This window comes from Kribbella sp. NPDC043289 (genome assembly GCF_056436705.1).
The window spans coordinates 526,645-543,700 of the sequence record NZ_JBWKCB010000002.1 but is presented as its reverse complement, the minus strand read 5'-3'; the positions used below and the strand labels follow the sequence as shown (position 1 = coordinate 543,700).

The window sequence follows — 17,056 nt, the reverse complement described above, 5'->3', positions numbered from 1 at the left end:
GCAGACCATTGACCCCGGGAGTGGCTGTGCTGGGTGTGCAGGAGTTGCGGAGGCTGGTCGAGGCCGGCGAGGTCGACACCGTACTGGTGGCGATCACCGACATGCAGGGGCGGTTGCAGGGGAAGCGCTGCGGGGCGCGGTACTTCCTCGAGGAGGTGCTGAAGCACGGCACCGAGAGCTGCAACTACCTGCTCGCCGTCGACGTCGACATGAACACCGTGGACGGCTACGCGATGTCGTCCTGGGCACGCGGGTACGGCGACATGGTGATGGCCCCCGATCTGGACACGCTCCGGCTGGTGCCCTGGCTCGAAGGCACCGCGCTGGTGCTGTGCGACGTGCAGTGGCTCGACGGTACGCCGGTACTCGCCTCGCCGCGGCAGGTCCTCCGGGCCCAGCTCGACAGCCTCGCCGAACGCGGACTGCGCGCGTACGTCGGGACCGAGCTCGAGTTCATCGTCTTCGACGACACCTTCGAGTCCGCGTGGGACAAGCGCTACCGCGACCTCACGCCCGCGAACCAGTACAACGTCGACTACTCACTCCTCGGCACCTCCCGGATCGAGCCGCTGCTGCGCGACATCCGCAACGGCATGGCCGGCGCCGGCCTCTACGTCGAGTCCGCGAAGGGCGAGTGCAACCTGGGCCAGCACGAGATCGCCTTCCGGTACGACGAGGCGCTGGCGACCTGCGACAACCACTCGATCTACAAGACCGGCGCGAAGGAGATCGCGGCGAAACACGGCAAGAGCCTCACGTTCATGGCGAAGTACGACGAACGCGAGGGCAACTCCTGCCACATCCACCTGAGTTTCCGCTCCACCGACGGCGACCCGGTGCTCGCCGGCGATCGCGACCACGGGTTCTCGCAGCTGATGGAGCACTTCATCGCCGGCCAGCTCGCTTGCCTGTCCGAGTTCACTTATCTGCTGGCGCCGAACATCAACTCCTACAAGCGGTTCGTGGACGGCAGCTTCGCCCCGACCGCGGTCGCGTGGGGGTTGGACAACCGCACCTGCTCGCTGCGCGTGGTCGGTCACGGCGACTCGTTGCGGGTCGAGAACCGGCTGCCCGGTGGCGACGTGAACCCGTACCTCGCGGTGGCCGCGCTCATCGCCTCCGGCCTGCACGGGATCGAGCAGGAGCTGGAGCTCGAGCCGCTGCTAGAGGGCAACGCCTACGAGTCGGACAAGGAGCACGTCCCGGCCACGTTGCGCGAGGCCGCCGCACTGTTCACTGGCTCGAAGGTCGCCCGGACGGCGTTCGGCGACGAGCTGGTCGACCACTACGCCAACGCCGCGCGCGTCGAGCTGGACGCGTACGACGCCGCCGTCACCGACTGGGAGCGGGTCCGTGGTTTCGAACGTCTCTAGGCGCCCCCGGATCGGCATCACGACGTACCTGGAGCCGGCGGCCTGGGGGATCTGGCAGCGGGACGCCGCGCTGCTCCCGAAGGTGTACCTCGATGCGGTGGTCGCGGCCGGAGGGGTGCCGCTGCTACTGCCTCCCGCCGGTACCGATCCGTCGGTACTGGAGATTCTCGACGGACTGGTGATCGCGGGCGGGTGCGATGTCGACCCCGGCGCGTACGACGCGACGCCGCACCCGGAGACCGTCGACACCCGGCCCGGACGGGACGAGCACGAGGCGGTCCTGATCCGCGCGGCGCTCGACCGGGAGCTGCCGTTGCTCGCGATCTGTCGCGGCCTGCAGATCCTGAACGTCGCGCTCGGCGGCACGCTGCATCAGCACCTCCCGGAGGTCGTCGCGCACGACGCACACCGGCCCGAGCCCGCGGTCTTCGGCACCACCGAGGTGAAGGTCGAGCCCGGAACGCTGACCGCCGAGATCCTCGGCGAGCAGGCGGTCGGCAGCTGCTTCCACCACCAGGCGCTCGATGTCCTCGCACCGGGCCTGAAGGTCACCGCCCGCGCGGGCGACGGCACGATCGAGGCGGCCGAGGTGGAAGGCCACGCCTTCGCGCTCGGGGTGCAGTGGCACCCGGAGGAGACTCTCGACGACCTGCGGTTGTTCACCGCGCTGATCAGGAAGGCCCTATGACGTACGACGTGATCAACCCGGCCACCGAGAAGGTCATCCGGACGATCGAGCTCGCCTCGGAGCAGCAGACGGACGCGGCGATCGAGCGCGCCGCGAAGGCCTTCGAAACCTGGCGGAACGTGACGCCGGCGGATCGCGGACTGCTGCTGCGCCGGTTCGCCGCCGCGGTCGACGCGGACCTGGAGAACCTCGCCGCACTGGAGGTCGAGAACGCCGGCCACACGATCGGCAACGCCCGTTGGGAGGCCGGCAACGTCCGCGACGTGCTGACGTACTACGCGGCCGCGCCGGAACGCCTTTTCGGAAAACAAATTCCGGTTGCCGGCGGCATCGATGTGACCTTCCAGGAACCGCTCGGTGTCGTCGGCGTGATCGTTCCGTGGAACTTTCCGATGCCGATCGCGGGTTGGGGTTTCGCGCCCGCGCTGGCGGCCGGGAACACCGTCGTACTCAAGCCGGCCGAGCTGACGCCGCTGACCGCGATGCGGCTCGGGGAACTGGCCCTGGAGGCCGGCCTCCCGCCCGGCGTGTTCGAGGTCCTGCCGGGCAAGGGAACCGTTGTCGGACAACGGTTCGTCACGCATCCGGCGGTCCGGAACGTGGTGTTCACCGGGTCGACCACGGTCGGGAAACAGATCATGGCGGGCTGCGCCGACCAGGTGAAGCGGGTGACGCTGGAGCTCGGAGGAAAGTCCGCGAACATCGTTTTCGCCGACGCCGATCTGGAGAAGGCGGCCGCGCAGGCGCCGTACGGCGTGTTCGACAACGCGGGGCAGGACTGTTGTGCGCGGTCGCGGATCCTCGTGGAGCGGTCGGCGTACGAACGGTTCATGGAACTGCTCGAACCCGCGGTGAAGAAGTTCCGCGTCGGCGATCCAGCTGACGAGTCGACTGAGATGGGTCCGTTGATCTCGAAGGCACAACTCGAACGAGTCGCTTCGTACGCCGAGGACTGTGCGTTCCAGGGAACAGCACCCAGCGGGCCCGGGTACTGGTTCCCGCCGACCGTCCTGGCGCCGGGCTCCGAGCGCGCACAGCGAGAGGAGATCTTCGGGCCGGTCGTCGCGGTGATCCCGTTCGCGGACGAGGCCGACGCGCTGCGGATCGCGAACGACTCGGAGTACGGGCTGTCCGGCTCGATCTGGACCCGGGACGTCGGTCGCGCGCTCCGGGTCAGCCGCGGTGTCGAGGCCGGGAACCTGTCGGTCAACTCCAACGCGTCGGTGCGGTACTCGACACCGTTCGGCGGTTACAAGCAGTCCGGCCTCGGCCGGGAGCTCGGTCCGGACGCGCTGGCCGCGTTCACCGAGACCAAGAACATCTTCATCAGCACGGAGGACTGAATGGACGTGAAGGCGCAGCGGCTCGAGGGCCGGGTCGCGGTGGTGACCGGCGGCGCGAGCGGGATCGGCCGGGCCACGGTACGGCGGTTGGCCGCGGAAGGCGCGCACGTCGTGATCGGCGATCTCGAACCGGCCGCGGGCAAGAACGCGGCGGACGAGGTCGGCGGGCTGTTCGTGGCCACCGACGTCACCGATCAGGTCGCGGTGGAGAACCTGTTCCAGCAGGCCGTCGACACCTACGGCAGCGTGGACATCGCGTTCAACAACGCGGGCATCTCGCCGCCGGACGACGCGTCGATCCTGGACACCGGTCTGGAGGCCTGGCGCAAGGTCCAGGAGGTCAACCTGACCTCGGTGTACCTGTGCTGCAAGGCCGCGATCCCACACATGCAACGGCAGGGCAAAGGGTCGATCATCAACACCGCGTCGTTCGTCGCGGTGATGGGCGCGGCGACGTCGCAGATCTCGTACTCCGCCTCGAAGGGCGGCGTACTGGCGATGAGCCGGGAGCTCGGCGTCGAGTTCGCGCGGCAGGGAATCCGGGTGAACGCGCTCTGCCCTGGCCCGGTCAACACGCCGCTGCTGACCGAGCTGTTCGCGAAGGACCCGGAGCGTGCGCAGCGCCGGCTCGTGCACGTCCCGATGGGCCGCTTCGGCGAACCCGAGGAGATCGCCGCCGCGGTCGCCTTCCTGGCCAGCGACGACTCCTCCTTCATCACCGCCAACACTTTCCTGGTCGACGGGGGAATCTCCGGCGCCTACGTGACTCCCATCTAATGTGGAGGCATGGTCGTTCAGGCAGATGACGCGGTGTTCCGGCCGGTGCGGGCCGGGAACCCGTTCGAGGAGACGGTCGAGCGGTTGCTGCAGGCAATCAAGCTCGGCGTCGTCGTGCCCGGCGACCGGTTGCCGCCGGAGCGCGAGCTCGCGGCCCGGCTGAACGTCAGCCGGGTCACGCTCCGCGAGGCGATCCACGCTCTCACCGAGGCCGGGTACGTCGAGTCGCGCCGCGGCCGGTACGGCGGCACATTCGTCAACGAGCGGTTGCCGAAACCCCGTCGTACGACGGCCAAACGGCGCGCCCGGGATCTCGCCGACGGACTGGACGACGCGCTCACGCTGCGCTTCGTGCTGGAGACGGGCGCCGCCGAGGCGGCCGCGTCCCGGGACCTCACCGACGCCGAATGCGACCATCTCGAACGCTGCCTCGCCGACACGTCGGCAGCCCGGCTCACCGACTACCGGCGCCTCGACTCGCGCCTGCACCTCGCGATCGCCGAGGTGACCGGCTCGCCGTCGCTGACGTCCGCGATGGCCGACGTCCGGATGCGACTGAACGAACTGCTGGACGCGATCCCGCTGCTGGAGCCCAACATCGAGCACTCCAACGACCAGCACCAGGCCGTCGTCGACGCGATCCTGGCGGGCGACCCCGGCGCCGCCCGCCGCGCGATGCACGAGCATCTGGCCGGCACCGAGGCCCTCCTCCGAGCGTTCCTCGCCTAAGAAACGGCCTAGCCCTTCAGGCCGCTGTTGGCGACCCCCTCAATCACGTAGCGCTGGACGACGATGTACAGGATCAGCACCGGTACGGCGGCCAGGGTCGCGCCGGCCATCACCACCGGATAGTCGGTCGTGTACGCACCCTGCAGCGTCGCGAGACCTGGCGCGAGCGTCATCTTCTCCGGGCTGAACAGCACGAAGACCGGCCAGACGAAGTCGTTCCAGGCACCGAGGAAACTCAGCACCGCAAGCGTCACCAACGCGGGTTTGGACAGCGGCAGCACGATCCGGGTGAAGATCGTCCACGAGTTCGCGCCGTCGATCAGCGCGCTCTCCTCCAGCTCCCGCGGGATCGCCAGGAAGAACTGCCGGAGGAAGAACACACCGAACGCGTTGGCCGCACCGGGCACCACCAGCGCCCAGTAGCTGTCCAGCCAGCCGAGGGTGCTCATCGTCAGGTAGTTCGGCATGAAGAAGATGAAGCCCGGGATGAACAACGTCGCGATCAGCGTGCCGAAGAGCAGGTTGCGCCCTCGGAACCGCATCCGGGACAACGCGTACGCCGCCATCGACGCGACCACCAGCACCAGGAGCATGTGCAGGATCGAGACCGCGAACGAGTTCGCCAGCCACAGGTAGACCGGGTTCGCCGCGTCCGCGAAGATCAGCTTGTAGGCCCGCAGCGTCCATTCGCTCGGCATCACCTTGATCGGGATCGACCGCGCGTCGGACTCGGTCTTGAACGTGGTCAGCAGCATCCACAGCATCGGCAGGACGAAGATCAGCGAGATCAACGTCATCGCCACGTAGGTCAGCGGCCCGACACGGGACCGCGAGTACGCGCGGCGCCGGTGCCCGCCGGGTCCCTGGTCGGGCGTGTCCGATTCCTCGCCGACGTACGCCGGGGTCGTGGTCGTCGTCACTTGCGCTCCCTCATCAGCAGGAAGTTGGCGATCGAGACCAACCCGAGGACCAGGGCCAGCAGGTAGCTCATCGCGGCCGCCGTACCCATCCGGAAGCCGCGCAGGCCCTCGTTCGTCATCGCCATGATGGCCGTTGTCGTACTGTCACCCGGGCCACCGTGGGTCAGCAGGTACGGCTGCCCGAACAGGTTGGCGCTGGCCAGCACCGTCGTGATCAGCACGAAGACGAACACGTTCCGCAGGCCCGGGATCGTGATGTGCCGGAACTTCCCCCAGCGGCCGGCGCCGTCCAGCTCGGCGGCCTCGTAGAGCTCCTGCGACAGCGACTGCAGGCCGGCCAGGAAGATCACCGCGTTAAAGCCGATCGTCCACCAGACCGTGCAGATCAGGATCGTGATCCACGCCTGCGGCTGGCTGGTCAGCCAGGCGATCTTGCCGATCCCGAGCCCCGAGAGGATCCCATTGACGACACCGACCTCGGGGTCGAACAGGTACCCGAACAGCACCCCGACCACGGCAACCCCGAGCACGAACGGCGTGAAGATGATCGCCCGGAAGAACGTCCGGCCGGGGAACTTCTTGTTCAGCAGCATCGACAGCAGCAGCGGGATCGACACCAGGAACGGCACGCTGATCAGCACGAACAGGAACGTGTTCTTCATCCCGTTCCAGAACGGGTGGAAGATCACCGAGGTGGAGTCGAACAGGTCCTTGTAGTTCTGCAGCCCCACCCACGGCTTCCCCTGGAGCATGAAGTCCCAGTTGTGCAGGCTGATCCAGATCCCGAAGACCGCCGGGAACACCAGGAACGCCAGCAACAGGATCACGAACGGCGCGACGAACAGGTACGGCGTGATCGGGCGGTAGTGCCGCAGCGTCGGGCGGCTCATCGCCGCCGGACGCCCCAGGACGGTGGCCATCACCCGTACTTCTTCTTGTTCGCTTCCAGGATCTTGTTGCCCTTGTCCGCCGCGGCCTTGAGCGCGTCCGCGACCGGCTGCTTACCGGTCATCGCCAGGCTGACGCCCTTCGACCACTCGGGGTCGGTGTCGGACATGCCCGCGACGTTCGGCGGGAAGTGCGCCCAGTCGATCATCTTCTCGAACTGCTTGACCTCGGTGTACTGCTCGAACTCCTTGGACTCCCGGACCGACTTGCGCGCGGGCACCATGCCGGCCTCGGCCCAGCCGACCGAGTGCTGGCTCATCCAGTTCACGAAGAACCGGGACGCGTCCGCCTTGTTCTTGTCGTTGCTGGTCTGCCGCGGCAGCGTGAAGCAGTGCGACCCGGCCCAGGTCTGCTGGTCGCCACCGAGCAGCGGGACCGGCGCGCAGCCCCAGTCCAGGCCCTTGGCCTGCTTGCACGGCGTCACCATCCACGGGCCGACGATCATGAACGCGGCCTTGTTGTTGCTGAACGACACCCAGTCGCCGTCACCAGCGGCGTTGGCCGGCGAGTACCCGTTGTCGATCAGGCCCTTGAAGAAGCTGATCGAGTCGATCGCCGGCTGGTCACCGAAGCCGGTCTTGGCACCGTCGTCGCTGATCATGTAGCCGCCGCTCTGGAAGATCATCGACTGGGCGATCAGCCCGCCGACGCTGAGCGCGCTCACCCAGTAGCCCTTGATGCCCTTGGACTTGCACTTGTCCAGGACGGCCATGAACTCGTCCTTGGTGGTCGGCGGCTTGGTGGGATCGGCGCCGACCTGGGTCAGCACCTTCTTGTTGTAGTACAGACCCGCCGGGTGGATGTCGAGCGGAATGGCGTACTGCTTGTCCTGGTAGTGCGCGGACTTCCAGACCGCGTCGGCGTAGTCGGCGGCGGTCAGGTTCAGGCCCTTGACGACGTCGTCGATCGGCTGGATGACCCGCCGGGCGGCGTTCGTCGCGATGTCCGCGGTGTGCATCAGGCAGATGTCGGGCGCCTTGCCGCTCTGGACCGCGGCCGGCAGCTTCTGGAAGAGGTCGGCCCAGGCGATCGAGGTGGTCGTCACCTTGATCTTGGGGTTGGCGTCCATGAACTTCTGGACCAGCTTCTTCATCACCGGACCGTCACCACCGGTCAGACCGTTCCAGTACTGCAGCTGGACGTCCGGGCCGTCGTAACCGTCGGCGCCACCCTTGCCGGTGGCGGCGGCGCCCGCCTGACCGGGGCCTTTGCTGCCACCGCACGCGGCGAGCGACAGACCGGCCGCGGCAGCACCGGCGGCACCTAGCACTGTCCGGCGGCCGAGCCGCACGGAATCGCGAGAATTCATCGTCAGGTCCTTTCTGGGGATCAATGACAAGCGAGCCGAATGCAGTGCCAGGACGCCGGTGGCATGGCGACGTCCAAGGCGCAGTCGGTGATGCCCGACGTACCCGGGTGCGGGACCACCCGGTCGGGCGCATCCGAGGAGTTGGCCGCGTAGCGGTCGTCCTCGGCGAGGACCAGATGTTCGGTCAGCCGGACGTCGCCGAACGCACCGAGCCGGAGTTTCCAGGAGGCGGGGTCGGTCAGCGATTGATTCACAGCGAAGATCGTCAGCTCGCCGGCCTCGGGATCGTGGGTGGCGACCGCCCAGACCTGCTCGACCTGCCCGTACGCCGGGGTGTCGACCTGACCGTGGTCGCCGGCGAGCCGCAGGACCGTACCGCGGGCGTACTTCGCGGTCAGCGCGAACGGATGGAAAATCGTCTGCCGCCACGCGGCCCCGCCGGCGACCGTGAGGATCGGCGCGATCGCGTTCACCAGTTGCGCTTGGCAAGCAACACCGACGCGATCGGTGTTGCGCAGCAGCGTGATCAGCAACGACCCGACAACGACCGCATCGAGTGCGTTGTAGACGTCCTGGATCAACTCGGGAGCCTCGGAGGCCGTACTGCGTTCCTCCTCGCGCTCGCCGTGCCGAGCGGCGAACCACACGTTCCACTCGTCGAAAGAGACGTTGATCTGCTTGCCCGAGTGGCGTTTAGCGGCGACGTGATCGGCCGTGGCCACCACGCCGCGGATGAAGCGATCCATGTGGGTCGAGGACGCCAGGAACGAGGCCTCGTCGCCGTCGACCGGTTCGTAGTACGCGTGCGCCGAGATGAGTTCGACGTCGTCGAAGCAGTGCTCGAGGACGACGCGTTCCCACTCACCGAAGGTCGGCATCGTGGTGTTCGACGAGCCGCAGGCCACCAACTGGAGATCGGGATCGAAGGTCTTGTACGCCCGCGCGACTTCCTGCGCGAGCCGGGCGTACTCGAGCGGTGTCTTGTGCCCGATCTGCCACGGGCCGTCCATCTCGTTGCCGAGACACCACAGTCGCACGTCCCACGGTTCGGCGTACCCGTTGCCGACGCGTTGGTCGGCGTACCGGGTTCCGGCCGCGCCGTTGACGTACTCGAGGTAGTCGACCGCCTCGGCCAGGCCGCGGTTGCCCAGGTTGACGGCAAGCATCGGCTGGATGCCGATCCGGTTGCACCAGGCAAGGAAATCGTCGGTGCCGACCTGATTGGTCTCGATCGATTTCCACGCCAGGTCGAGGACCCGGGGCCGCTGTGCCCGCGGGCCGACGCCGTCCTCCCAGCGGTAGTTGGAGACGAAGTTGCCGCCGGGATAGCGGACCACCGTCGCGCCGAGTTCACGCACCAGTTCGGCGACGTCGCCGCGGAAACCGTCGGTGTCCGCGGTGGGGTGGGTGGGCTCGTAGATCCCGGTGTAGACGCAGCGTCCGAGATGCTCAACGAAGGTCCCGAACAACAGGGGGTTGACCTGACCGACGGTGAACGCCGGATCAATCGTGGACGTGATCAATGGGCAGTCCTCACACGACTTCCAACGATGTAACCGCTGAGGTGCCAGGAAGTTTGCACCGCGCGCAAACGGCCTGTCAACGGCTCGGCCGCCAGAAATTTCTATCGTTGAACTGGCGTGACCTCAGCGCGCCGGAGTTCGGTTCGCCCGCTGCCGCTCCGCGAGCGGGATCGCCTCGAGTGCCCCCAGATCAAGGGTTCCGAACGTGTCGACGAAGCGCGACAACGGTTCCACCTCGGCGACCGAGCACCACGGCAGCCAGACGTTGGAGCCGCTGACCACCAGATCGCTGAGTCCGATCGCCTCCTCGACCAGACCGGGTACGGCGTACCCCTGCGACTGGCCCGGAAGCTCGGTGGTCCGTACGCCGGCCGTCAGGATCGTGAGCGCGACATCGCGATAATGCGTATCCCCGGTCAACAAAAAGATCCGATAGAAATTCCAGCTCTGGTAACAGATCCAGTTGTCGACGCCCGAGTGTCCCGAAGCAATGAACGACAGGCCGAAGGCGCCGTCGCGCGCATACGAACGGCGTGGTGTGGTGATCCGCCAGCGCCACGCGACGAGCCACGTCTCGGTGAAATCGGCGGCCCGTCGGGCGAGGTCGAGCCAACGATCCTCGCCCGTGAGGTCGTACAGTGCAAGGCTTGCGTTCAAAGCCATCCCGCCGGCCTCTTTGTCGAGGACGTTGGGGTTGTCGGCCGTCCCACCGATGAACTGCCAGTCCTTCGTGTTGGCGACGTACCACTCGCCGGCAGCGATCGCGGCCTGGCGATAGCGGTCGTCCCCGGTCAGCGCGGCGGTGCTGCAGAGGAAGCGGATCGGGGGCGAGGTGTTGGTACGGGCGTCACTCGCGACCGACCCGTCCTGGTTGTAGGAACGGGCGAACGACCCGTCGGCGTACTGCTCGCGGACCAGGAAGTCCGCGAAGCCGGTGACAGCCTTCTCCCACGTGGCGACAGGCTCGCCACGATCCCGCATCAGCCGGCAGGCGTCAACCATGCCGTCCATTCCGTCGGATGCCACCCGGAGGAAACCCTGGTACCAGTCCCGCCAGCGTGGCTGGTCGCCGTCGATCCACAGGCGCACGAGTCCGTTCGGCAACGGTGCCTCGGTGGCCCAGAAGTCCAGGATTTCCTGGCCTTTCGCCTGTCGCGCCGGGTTACCGTCCCGTAGACCGCTGCGCAGAAGCTGAAAGCCCGCAGGCACCTGCTGGCCGACGAAGCCCATCATGTAGCTCACGGCATCGGCCTCACCGCTGTCGAGGCGAGACCTGAACGGCAGCCCGGGTTTGCCGTTGTACCGGGCGACTTGGCTGTCCAGCAGCGCCAGTCCGGACTCGTGAACCTGCCGGTTACGGTCCTTCAACGGCGTGACCTTGAACAGCTTCCAGTGGTCACGCCAGGCGTCGCGCGCCGCGGTCGCGAACGTCTCGGACTCCGCGGCCGCGATGCGCACCTGGTACTTGTGCGTGAACCCAGGACGCGCCGGGTGACTGCGTCGCGTCCATTGCCCGCCGAGATAGGTGATACCCCCTTCGCTGCCGGGATACGCGAGCGCCAACGCGGTCTTGTGATCCGGAGACTGGTGTACGCCGAGCGATGCGAACTGCACGTCCTCGTGGATCCACCAGGCGTTGGAGTTCTCGGGGTAGAGACCGTTGGTCGCGGTCCGCGGCGCGGCGTCGAGATGCGCCAGCGTGATCGTCCGACCGCTCTGACGATTGCGCAGCGCGGCGAACGGCAGCGTCATCCGCATCTCGCGCACGAGAATCCACTCGGCGGCGTCGTTGCCCGCGATCCCGCCGCCGATCCCCGCGGTACTGCCCGCCCGGATCGCCGGGAGCAGCAGGTCCTGCTCGCTCAGCGGACCAGCAGTTGCCGGCAGGATCTCGAGACTCGACGCGAATCCCATCTCCTGCAGGGGATTCGGCGCGACGGCCGTGACGGATCTGCTGAGCGTGACGGCGGAACCGTCCGTCCGCCATTCGTCGTGGAACTCGTAGCGCCCACCGGTCGCGGCGGTGATCTGCCCGACGCCGGACGCACGCCCGTCGGCGACGACGAGCGAGGCGTACCCGGCTGCCGACCGCACCGGCGCATCGCCGACCTTCACCTCGATCCGGAGCGGATCCCGACACTCCCAGACGACCTCGGTCCCGGCCACCGCACGGATCCCGGCGAGGCCGCCGGCGGACGCCGAAGTCTTCTCCAGTGTCAGCGGTGTCGAGGCGGCCATCGGTGCCGCCTCCGCCGGCAGACCGTCCTGGAGCGGGAGCGCCGCCGCCGCACCACCGGCAGCAGCCGCCATCACGAAGGATCGCCGCGAAACATCCATCTCTTGCTCCTCATCGACGGGGGCGTTCGACAGACAGTGAGAGGTGGGATTCCGGCGTCACCTTCGCACGGCGCTGTGCATCGATGCAAGAGTTCACGACGTCTCCGCCGCGACCGCCGGCCCGGCGCGCGTCAGCTCGAGGCGCGGACGACCAGGCGGAACGGCGTGAGCGTCCGGGTGAACTCGTACGGCATCGGATGGCCGTCGATCTGGTCGACGAGCAGCCCGATCGCACGCTGCGCGAGCTCGTCCAGGTCCGGTGCGATCGTGGTCAGCGGCGGGTCGGAGAACCTGCTCATCACGATGTCGTCGATCCCGGCGATCGCAATGTCGTCGGGAACCGTCAGCCCGCGGTCCCGGATCGCTCGGAGAGCGCCGTGCGCCAGGCTGTCGTTGAACGCGAAGACGGCCTCGGGCGGCCGCGCCCGGCGACGCAGCAGCGCCGAGATCTCGCGGTACGCCCCCTCGGCCGACCACGGCTCGGGAAAGTCCAGGCTGAGCAGCCGACCGAGCCGAGCTCCCGCCATCGCCTGCCGATAACCCTCGAACCGCAGTCTGGCGGTCTCGGTGTCCTGATTGCCGAACGCCAGGATGCGGTGATGCCCGCGGTCGATCAGATGCTGTACGACGGTGCGCGCCGCGGCCACGTTGTCGATCCCGACGTGCGGCGTGTTCGCGACCGGCGGCGATTCCCCGAGCAGCACCGTCGGGAGGTCCGGGTTGCCCTCGTGATCAGCGGCGACCGCGTTGACGAGCACCCCGTCGACCATCTTGGTGAGCGACCCCTGGAGGATCTCGCGTTCGATCTCGGGGTCGTTGCCGGTCGTCTCGATCAGCACGTTCAGCCGATGCTCGCGGGCCGCCTTGATCACGCTCTCGGCCAGCGCGGCGAAGTACGGCTCGGCCAGGCTCGGGACGACCAGCGCGACGAACCCGGTGCGCCCCGAGCGGAGGCCTCTGGCCAGGTAGTCCATCTGGTAGCCGAGCTCGTCGAGCGACTTCTGCACCCGGGCGCGCATCTCGTCGCTGACGTAGGCGTAGTTGTTCACGACGTTGGACACCGTGCGCGGAGAGACCCCGGCATGCGCGGCCACGTCCTTCATCCGCACCCGGCGAGCTCGACGTTGCGCCACGCCCGCATCATGCCACGAAAGCGACGGATTCTCTTGCATCGATGCATTCCGGATCGCGCCCGGCGTACGGCGTGCTGGTGCCGTGGCACCGGTCGGACAGCGAACCGGTTGGCAGCGCGCGGAGTGGTGCGGAAAATGCCGGGATCCGGCCGCACCGCCCAAGCGGCCCGATCTGTGGAGGACCGCTATGCGATCTTTCGTTTCCCGCCCCCGCGCCCTGGCCGTTCTGCTGGCCGGTACGGCGCTCGCGTTCAGCCCACTCGGAGGACAGGCGACCGCCAAGTTGCCCGTCGACCAAGTCGGAAATCCGGCGTGCTTCACGCCCGAAGAAGGTGCTGCGGCCCGTGGCGGCCACGGCGCCGACCATCGCGAGTTGTCGGCCGCCGAGCAGAAGGCCATCGACGCCCGGACCGCGCAGATCCTGAAGGCCAAGGCCGCGCGCGGTCTCGCCCCGAAAGCCGGCCAGTTGGCGGCCGCGAGCGTGCCCGTCTACGTGCACGTGATGCGGAGCAGCACCGGCGCCGGTGACGTCACCGACACCCAGATCTCCCAGCAGATCGCCGAACTGAACCAGGACTACGCCGGCGGCGAGTCGTCGCAGGCCGCGAACACCGGCTTCACCTTCTACCTGGCCGGCACCGACCGCTTCAACAACAACCAGTGGCACAACGACCGGCAGAGCACGCAGTACCGGTCACAGACCCGCAAGGGCGGCAAGAACGCCCTGAACATCTGGCTGGTGGACTTCTCGTACCTCGGGATCGCGACCTTCCCGTGGGACTACGCGAGCAACCCGGGGATCGACGGGATCCGGGTGCAGTACACCTCGCTGCCCGCTGGCTCGGCGACCAACTTCAACCTCGGCAAGACCGCGTCCCACGAGGCCGGCCACTGGTTCGGGCTCTACCACACGTTCCAGGGCGGCTGCACGAGCACGAACGACTCGGTGTCCGACACGCCCGCGCAGAGCAGCGCCTCCAGCGGCTGCCCGACCGGGCGGGACTCCTGCTCGCTGCCGGGCCTGGACCCGATCCACAACTACATGGACTACTCCTACGACACCTGTTACAACCAGTTCACGCCCGGTCAGTCGACCCGGATGAGCAACATGTGGACGGCCTACCGTGCCTGACGGTGCCTGACGATGCCTGATCGCGGCATGAGACCCGACTGTGACATCTGCACCGTCGGCCAACTAGAGTGCCCGCGATGCGTTTGCTTCTGACGGCCTGCGCAACCACCGCACTGGTGGTCGCCGGCCCGCTGACAGCGACCGCCGCCGGCCAGGGCCCACAAGGCCCGGTCGGCGGCGACCAGCTGACCGCGAAGCCGACGGTGGTCGCCAACGGGGCGTCGCCGCCGGCGGTGCAGGCATCGGCGTTCGTCGTGGCCGACCTGGACACCGGTCAGGTGCTGGCAGCGAAGGCCCCGCACGCGAAGCTCCGCCCGGCCAGCACGCTCAAGACGCTGACCGCGCTGGTCCTGCTGCCGCGGCTGAAGAAGACCGATCCGGTGATCGGCAGCGACGCGGACGCCGGGATCATCGGCAGCAAGGTCGGGGTGTACCCGGGCCTGCACTACACCGTCGACCAGCTGTTCCAGGGCATGTTCCTGGCCTCCGGGAACGACGCGGTGCACGCATTGTGCGCCCATGACCAGGGCGGCGTACCGGCGACCATCCAGCGGATGAACGCGAAGGCCAAGGAACTCGGTGCGCTCGACACGAGCGTGACCGACCCGACCGGCCTGGACGCCGACGGGCAGTACTCCAGCGCCTACGACCTGGCCCTGTTCGCGCAGGCCGGGCTGCAGCGGCAGGACTTCGCGAAGTACGCCTCGACCAAGTTCACGAACTTCCCGAACGTGGGGAACAAGGGCAGCTACCAGGTCGCGAACCAGAACAAGCTGCTGTTCAACTACGACGGCGCGATCGGGGTCAAGACCGGGTACACCACGCTGGCCAGGAACACGTTCGTCGGTGCCGCCAAGCGCAACGGGCACACGCTCGTGGTGACGATGATGAACGCGCCACACGGCATCACCCAGGACGCCAGCAACATGCTGACCTGGACGTTCACGAACTACGACAAGCTCAAGCCGGTCGGCACCCTGGTCAAGGCCGAGGCGCCGCCGAAGACCCAGGCACAGGGCAAACCGGGCGTCGAGACCAAGCCGACCGCCGGTACACCGCGGCCGCCGCGCAGCCGCACCGTCCTCAACCCCGGCCAGGCCGTCCAGTCCATCGCCTTCCGGGTGCCCGCCTGGGCGTACGCCGGACCGCCGGTCCTGCTCCTCGGGCTGTTCCTGCGCCGCCCGCGCAGCCTCCGCCGCCGTCGATCGGCGATGGCCGTCAGCTCACGCCGGCACTAACGACGGACGGCCCGTACCGCGCGGACCGTCTGGACGGCCAGCGTGGTGAGAGTGGCGCCCAGCACCGCCCCGGCGGCGACCGCGACGGTGTCCGCCTTGCGCTCCGGGATCGGGATGACCTTGTACCGCTTCCCCGGCGGCCCGAGCAGCAGCGGCTCCTGCTCGACCGCGCGACCGGTCCCTTCGGCTGCGGCGGGCTCTTCCTCGGGCTGTTCCACGGCCCGGGCGTCGAGCGTGGCTTCCTTCGTCCACGCCGCGATCAGCATGATCACCCGCGTCATCAGGTAGATCCAGACCAGCAGCGCCAGCGGCACCGCGAGCGCGCCGTACGCCGCGTTCGTGCCGATCACGTGGCCGACGTACAGGTTGCCGAGCCGTTGGGCCAGGTAGAACACGATGCCGCCGGCCAGCGCCGCGATCCCGGCCACCTTCCGCGGCAGGATGATCCGCGGCAGCGCGGTCTGCATGTAGAGAAACAGGACCGCGCCGGCCGCGATGCCGACGACGATGCTGAACAGGTTGATCCCCCAGCTCGCCAGCCAGGTGCCCTCCAGGTCGGCGGCATGCACGATCCGCTTGGACAGACCGGTCAGGATCGAGGAGGCGGCGGTCGCGATCATGCCGATCAGGCCGAGACCGATCAGCGCGGCGAGATCGACGACCTTCAGCTTGATGGCGTTGCCCGGCTCGTCGTCCAGCTCGTGCATCGAGCGGATCGAAGCACGCAGCGAGTCGATCCAGCCGAGACCGGTGAACAGCAGGCCGATCGCGGAGATCAGTCCGATGGTGCCCGCGTTGGCGATCAGGGCGTCGATGTCGATCCGGTCGCCGATCCCGGGCAGGTACTGGTGCAGGGCCTTCTTCAGCGCCACGATCGCCCGGTCGCCGAGCAGCGGCCCGATGATCGCCGCGGTCAGCACGATCAGCGGGAACAGCGACAGGAAGCCGAAGAAACTGGTGGCCCCGGCCAGGCGGTTCCCGCGCCGGTTGCCGTACCGGTTCCAGGCGCGCCACAGTTGCGTCCGGCTGAACCACTGCCAGACCGACTTGATGTTCATCACTTCTCCTGTACCCCGAACGAGGAGACTCAGCCTGCCAGCGGGAACGACCGTTGTGGGCGCCACACGCCGTCGGCACCGTGCTCGTACCGGCTGAAGTACTCGACGTCGAAGGCGCAGTCGTACTCCGCGAGGGCGTCGTACGCATTGTCGAGGGCGGCCTTGTCGAGGTCGTGCGCGACCGTCACGTGCGGGTGGTACGGGAACCGGAGGTCGACCTGCAGCGGGCCGGACCGGACCTGGGACTGCAACACCTCGCAGGACGAGATGCCCTCGGCCAGCGGCACGAACACCACCGGCGAGATCGGCCGGAACGTCGCCGTACCGCGCAGCCGGATCCGGAAGCTCGGGAACCGGGCCGCGACCGCGAGCAGGTGCTCGTCGATCTTCTCCAGGTCCGCCGCGTCGATCTCGGTCGGCGGCAGCAGCGTCACGTGCGTCGGGATCGACCCGGCCATCGGATCGCCGAACTCGGCCCGGTACTTCTGCAGCTCCGAGCCGTACGGCTCCGCGATCGGGACCGCGACACCGATCGTGGTCATCGCGGC

At 68.1% G+C, this 17,056-nt stretch carries 15 protein-coding genes; 7 read left to right on the top strand and 8 right to left on the bottom strand.

Going from position 1 to position 17,056, the window contains the following annotated elements:
* Window positions 1–26: 26 nt before the first annotated feature.
* The 5 genes from AC0662_RS14430 to AC0662_RS14410 are packed head-to-tail and all read left to right on the top strand — an operon-like array spanning window position 27 to window position 4,910.
* A complete protein-coding gene (locus AC0662_RS14430; protein WP_478300878.1) occupies window positions 27–1,373 on the top strand; it encodes a glutamine synthetase family protein in 1,347 nt (448 codons plus the stop codon).
* Window positions 1,354–2,061, top strand: coding sequence for a gamma-glutamyl-gamma-aminobutyrate hydrolase family protein (locus AC0662_RS14425; RefSeq protein ID WP_452200845.1), 708 nt, complete (start codon window positions 1,354–1,356; stop codon window positions 2,059–2,061). The genes AC0662_RS14430 and AC0662_RS14425 overlap by 20 nt, the downstream gene beginning before the upstream one ends.
* Window positions 2,058–3,404, top strand: coding sequence for an aldehyde dehydrogenase family protein (locus tag AC0662_RS14420; RefSeq protein ID WP_478300876.1), 1,347 nt, complete (start codon window positions 2,058–2,060; stop codon window positions 3,402–3,404). Before AC0662_RS14425 ends, AC0662_RS14420 begins: the two co-directional genes overlap by 4 nt.
* On the top strand, window positions 3,405–4,181 hold the full coding sequence (locus tag AC0662_RS14415) for a 3-oxoacyl-ACP reductase (protein WP_452200841.1): 777 nt from the start codon (window positions 3,405–3,407) through the stop codon (window positions 4,179–4,181).
* Between the two features lie 9 nt (window positions 4,182–4,190).
* Window positions 4,191–4,910: a FadR/GntR family transcriptional regulator gene (locus AC0662_RS14410; protein ID WP_478300874.1), complete on the top strand. Its 720-nt coding sequence runs from the start codon at window positions 4,191–4,193 to the stop codon at window positions 4,908–4,910.
* An 8-nt stretch (window positions 4,911–4,918) separates the two neighbouring features.
* Here AC0662_RS14410 and AC0662_RS14405 read toward each other — a convergent pair whose 3' ends face one another.
* The 6 genes from AC0662_RS14405 to AC0662_RS14380 all read right to left on the bottom strand — a co-directional run bounded on the left by AC0662_RS14405 (window position 4,919) and on the right by AC0662_RS14380 (window position 13,080).
* Entirely contained in the window at window positions 4,919–5,830 is a 912-nt protein-coding gene (locus AC0662_RS14405; RefSeq protein ID WP_478300872.1) for a carbohydrate ABC transporter permease, read from the bottom strand.
* Window positions 5,827–6,750, bottom strand: a complete 924-nt coding sequence (locus AC0662_RS14400; protein WP_452200835.1) for a carbohydrate ABC transporter permease — start codon at window positions 6,748–6,750, stop codon at window positions 5,827–5,829. The genes AC0662_RS14405 and AC0662_RS14400 overlap by 4 nt, the downstream gene beginning before the upstream one ends.
* Window positions 6,750–8,087, bottom strand: coding sequence for an ABC transporter substrate-binding protein (locus AC0662_RS14395; RefSeq protein ID WP_478300870.1), 1,338 nt, complete (start codon window positions 8,085–8,087; stop codon window positions 6,750–6,752). Before AC0662_RS14395 ends, AC0662_RS14400 begins: the two co-directional genes overlap by 1 nt.
* Before the next feature lie 20 nt (window positions 8,088–8,107).
* Entirely contained in the window at window positions 8,108–9,610 is a 1,503-nt protein-coding gene (gene arfA, locus AC0662_RS14390) for an arabinosylfuranosidase ArfA (protein WP_478300868.1), read from the bottom strand.
* 123 nt (window positions 9,611–9,733) lie between these two features.
* Window positions 9,734–11,947, bottom strand: coding sequence for a twin-arginine translocation signal domain-containing protein (locus AC0662_RS14385; RefSeq protein ID WP_478300866.1), 2,214 nt, complete (start codon window positions 11,945–11,947; stop codon window positions 9,734–9,736).
* Window positions 11,948–12,078: 131 nt separating this feature from the next.
* Window positions 12,079–13,080: a LacI family DNA-binding transcriptional regulator gene (locus AC0662_RS14380; RefSeq protein WP_452200828.1), complete on the bottom strand. Its 1,002-nt coding sequence runs from the start codon at window positions 13,078–13,080 to the stop codon at window positions 12,079–12,081.
* 187 nt (window positions 13,081–13,267) lie between these two features.
* On the opposite strand from AC0662_RS14380, the gene AC0662_RS14375 reads away from it, so the two are divergent.
* Entirely contained in the window at window positions 13,268–14,212 is a 945-nt protein-coding gene (locus AC0662_RS14375; RefSeq protein ID WP_478300864.1) for a zinc metalloprotease, read from the top strand.
* Between the two features lie 77 nt (window positions 14,213–14,289).
* Window positions 14,290–15,450, top strand: a complete 1,161-nt coding sequence (locus AC0662_RS14370) for a D-alanyl-D-alanine carboxypeptidase family protein (protein ID WP_452200824.1) — start codon at window positions 14,290–14,292, stop codon at window positions 15,448–15,450.
* On the opposite strand, the gene AC0662_RS14365 is transcribed toward AC0662_RS14370, so the two are convergent.
* Window positions 15,447–16,508, bottom strand: coding sequence for a YihY/virulence factor BrkB family protein (locus tag AC0662_RS14365; RefSeq protein WP_452200823.1), 1,062 nt, complete (start codon window positions 16,506–16,508; stop codon window positions 15,447–15,449). The two genes, AC0662_RS14370 and AC0662_RS14365, sit on opposite strands and share 4 nt — an antisense overlap.
* Before the next feature lie 29 nt (window positions 16,509–16,537).
* Window positions 16,538–17,050 carry a 2'-5' RNA ligase family protein gene (locus AC0662_RS14360; protein WP_452200821.1) on the bottom strand — a complete coding sequence of 171 codons (513 nt, stop codon included), beginning with the start codon at window positions 17,048–17,050 and terminating at the stop codon, window positions 16,538–16,540.
* Window positions 17,051–17,056 lie beyond the last annotated feature (6 nt).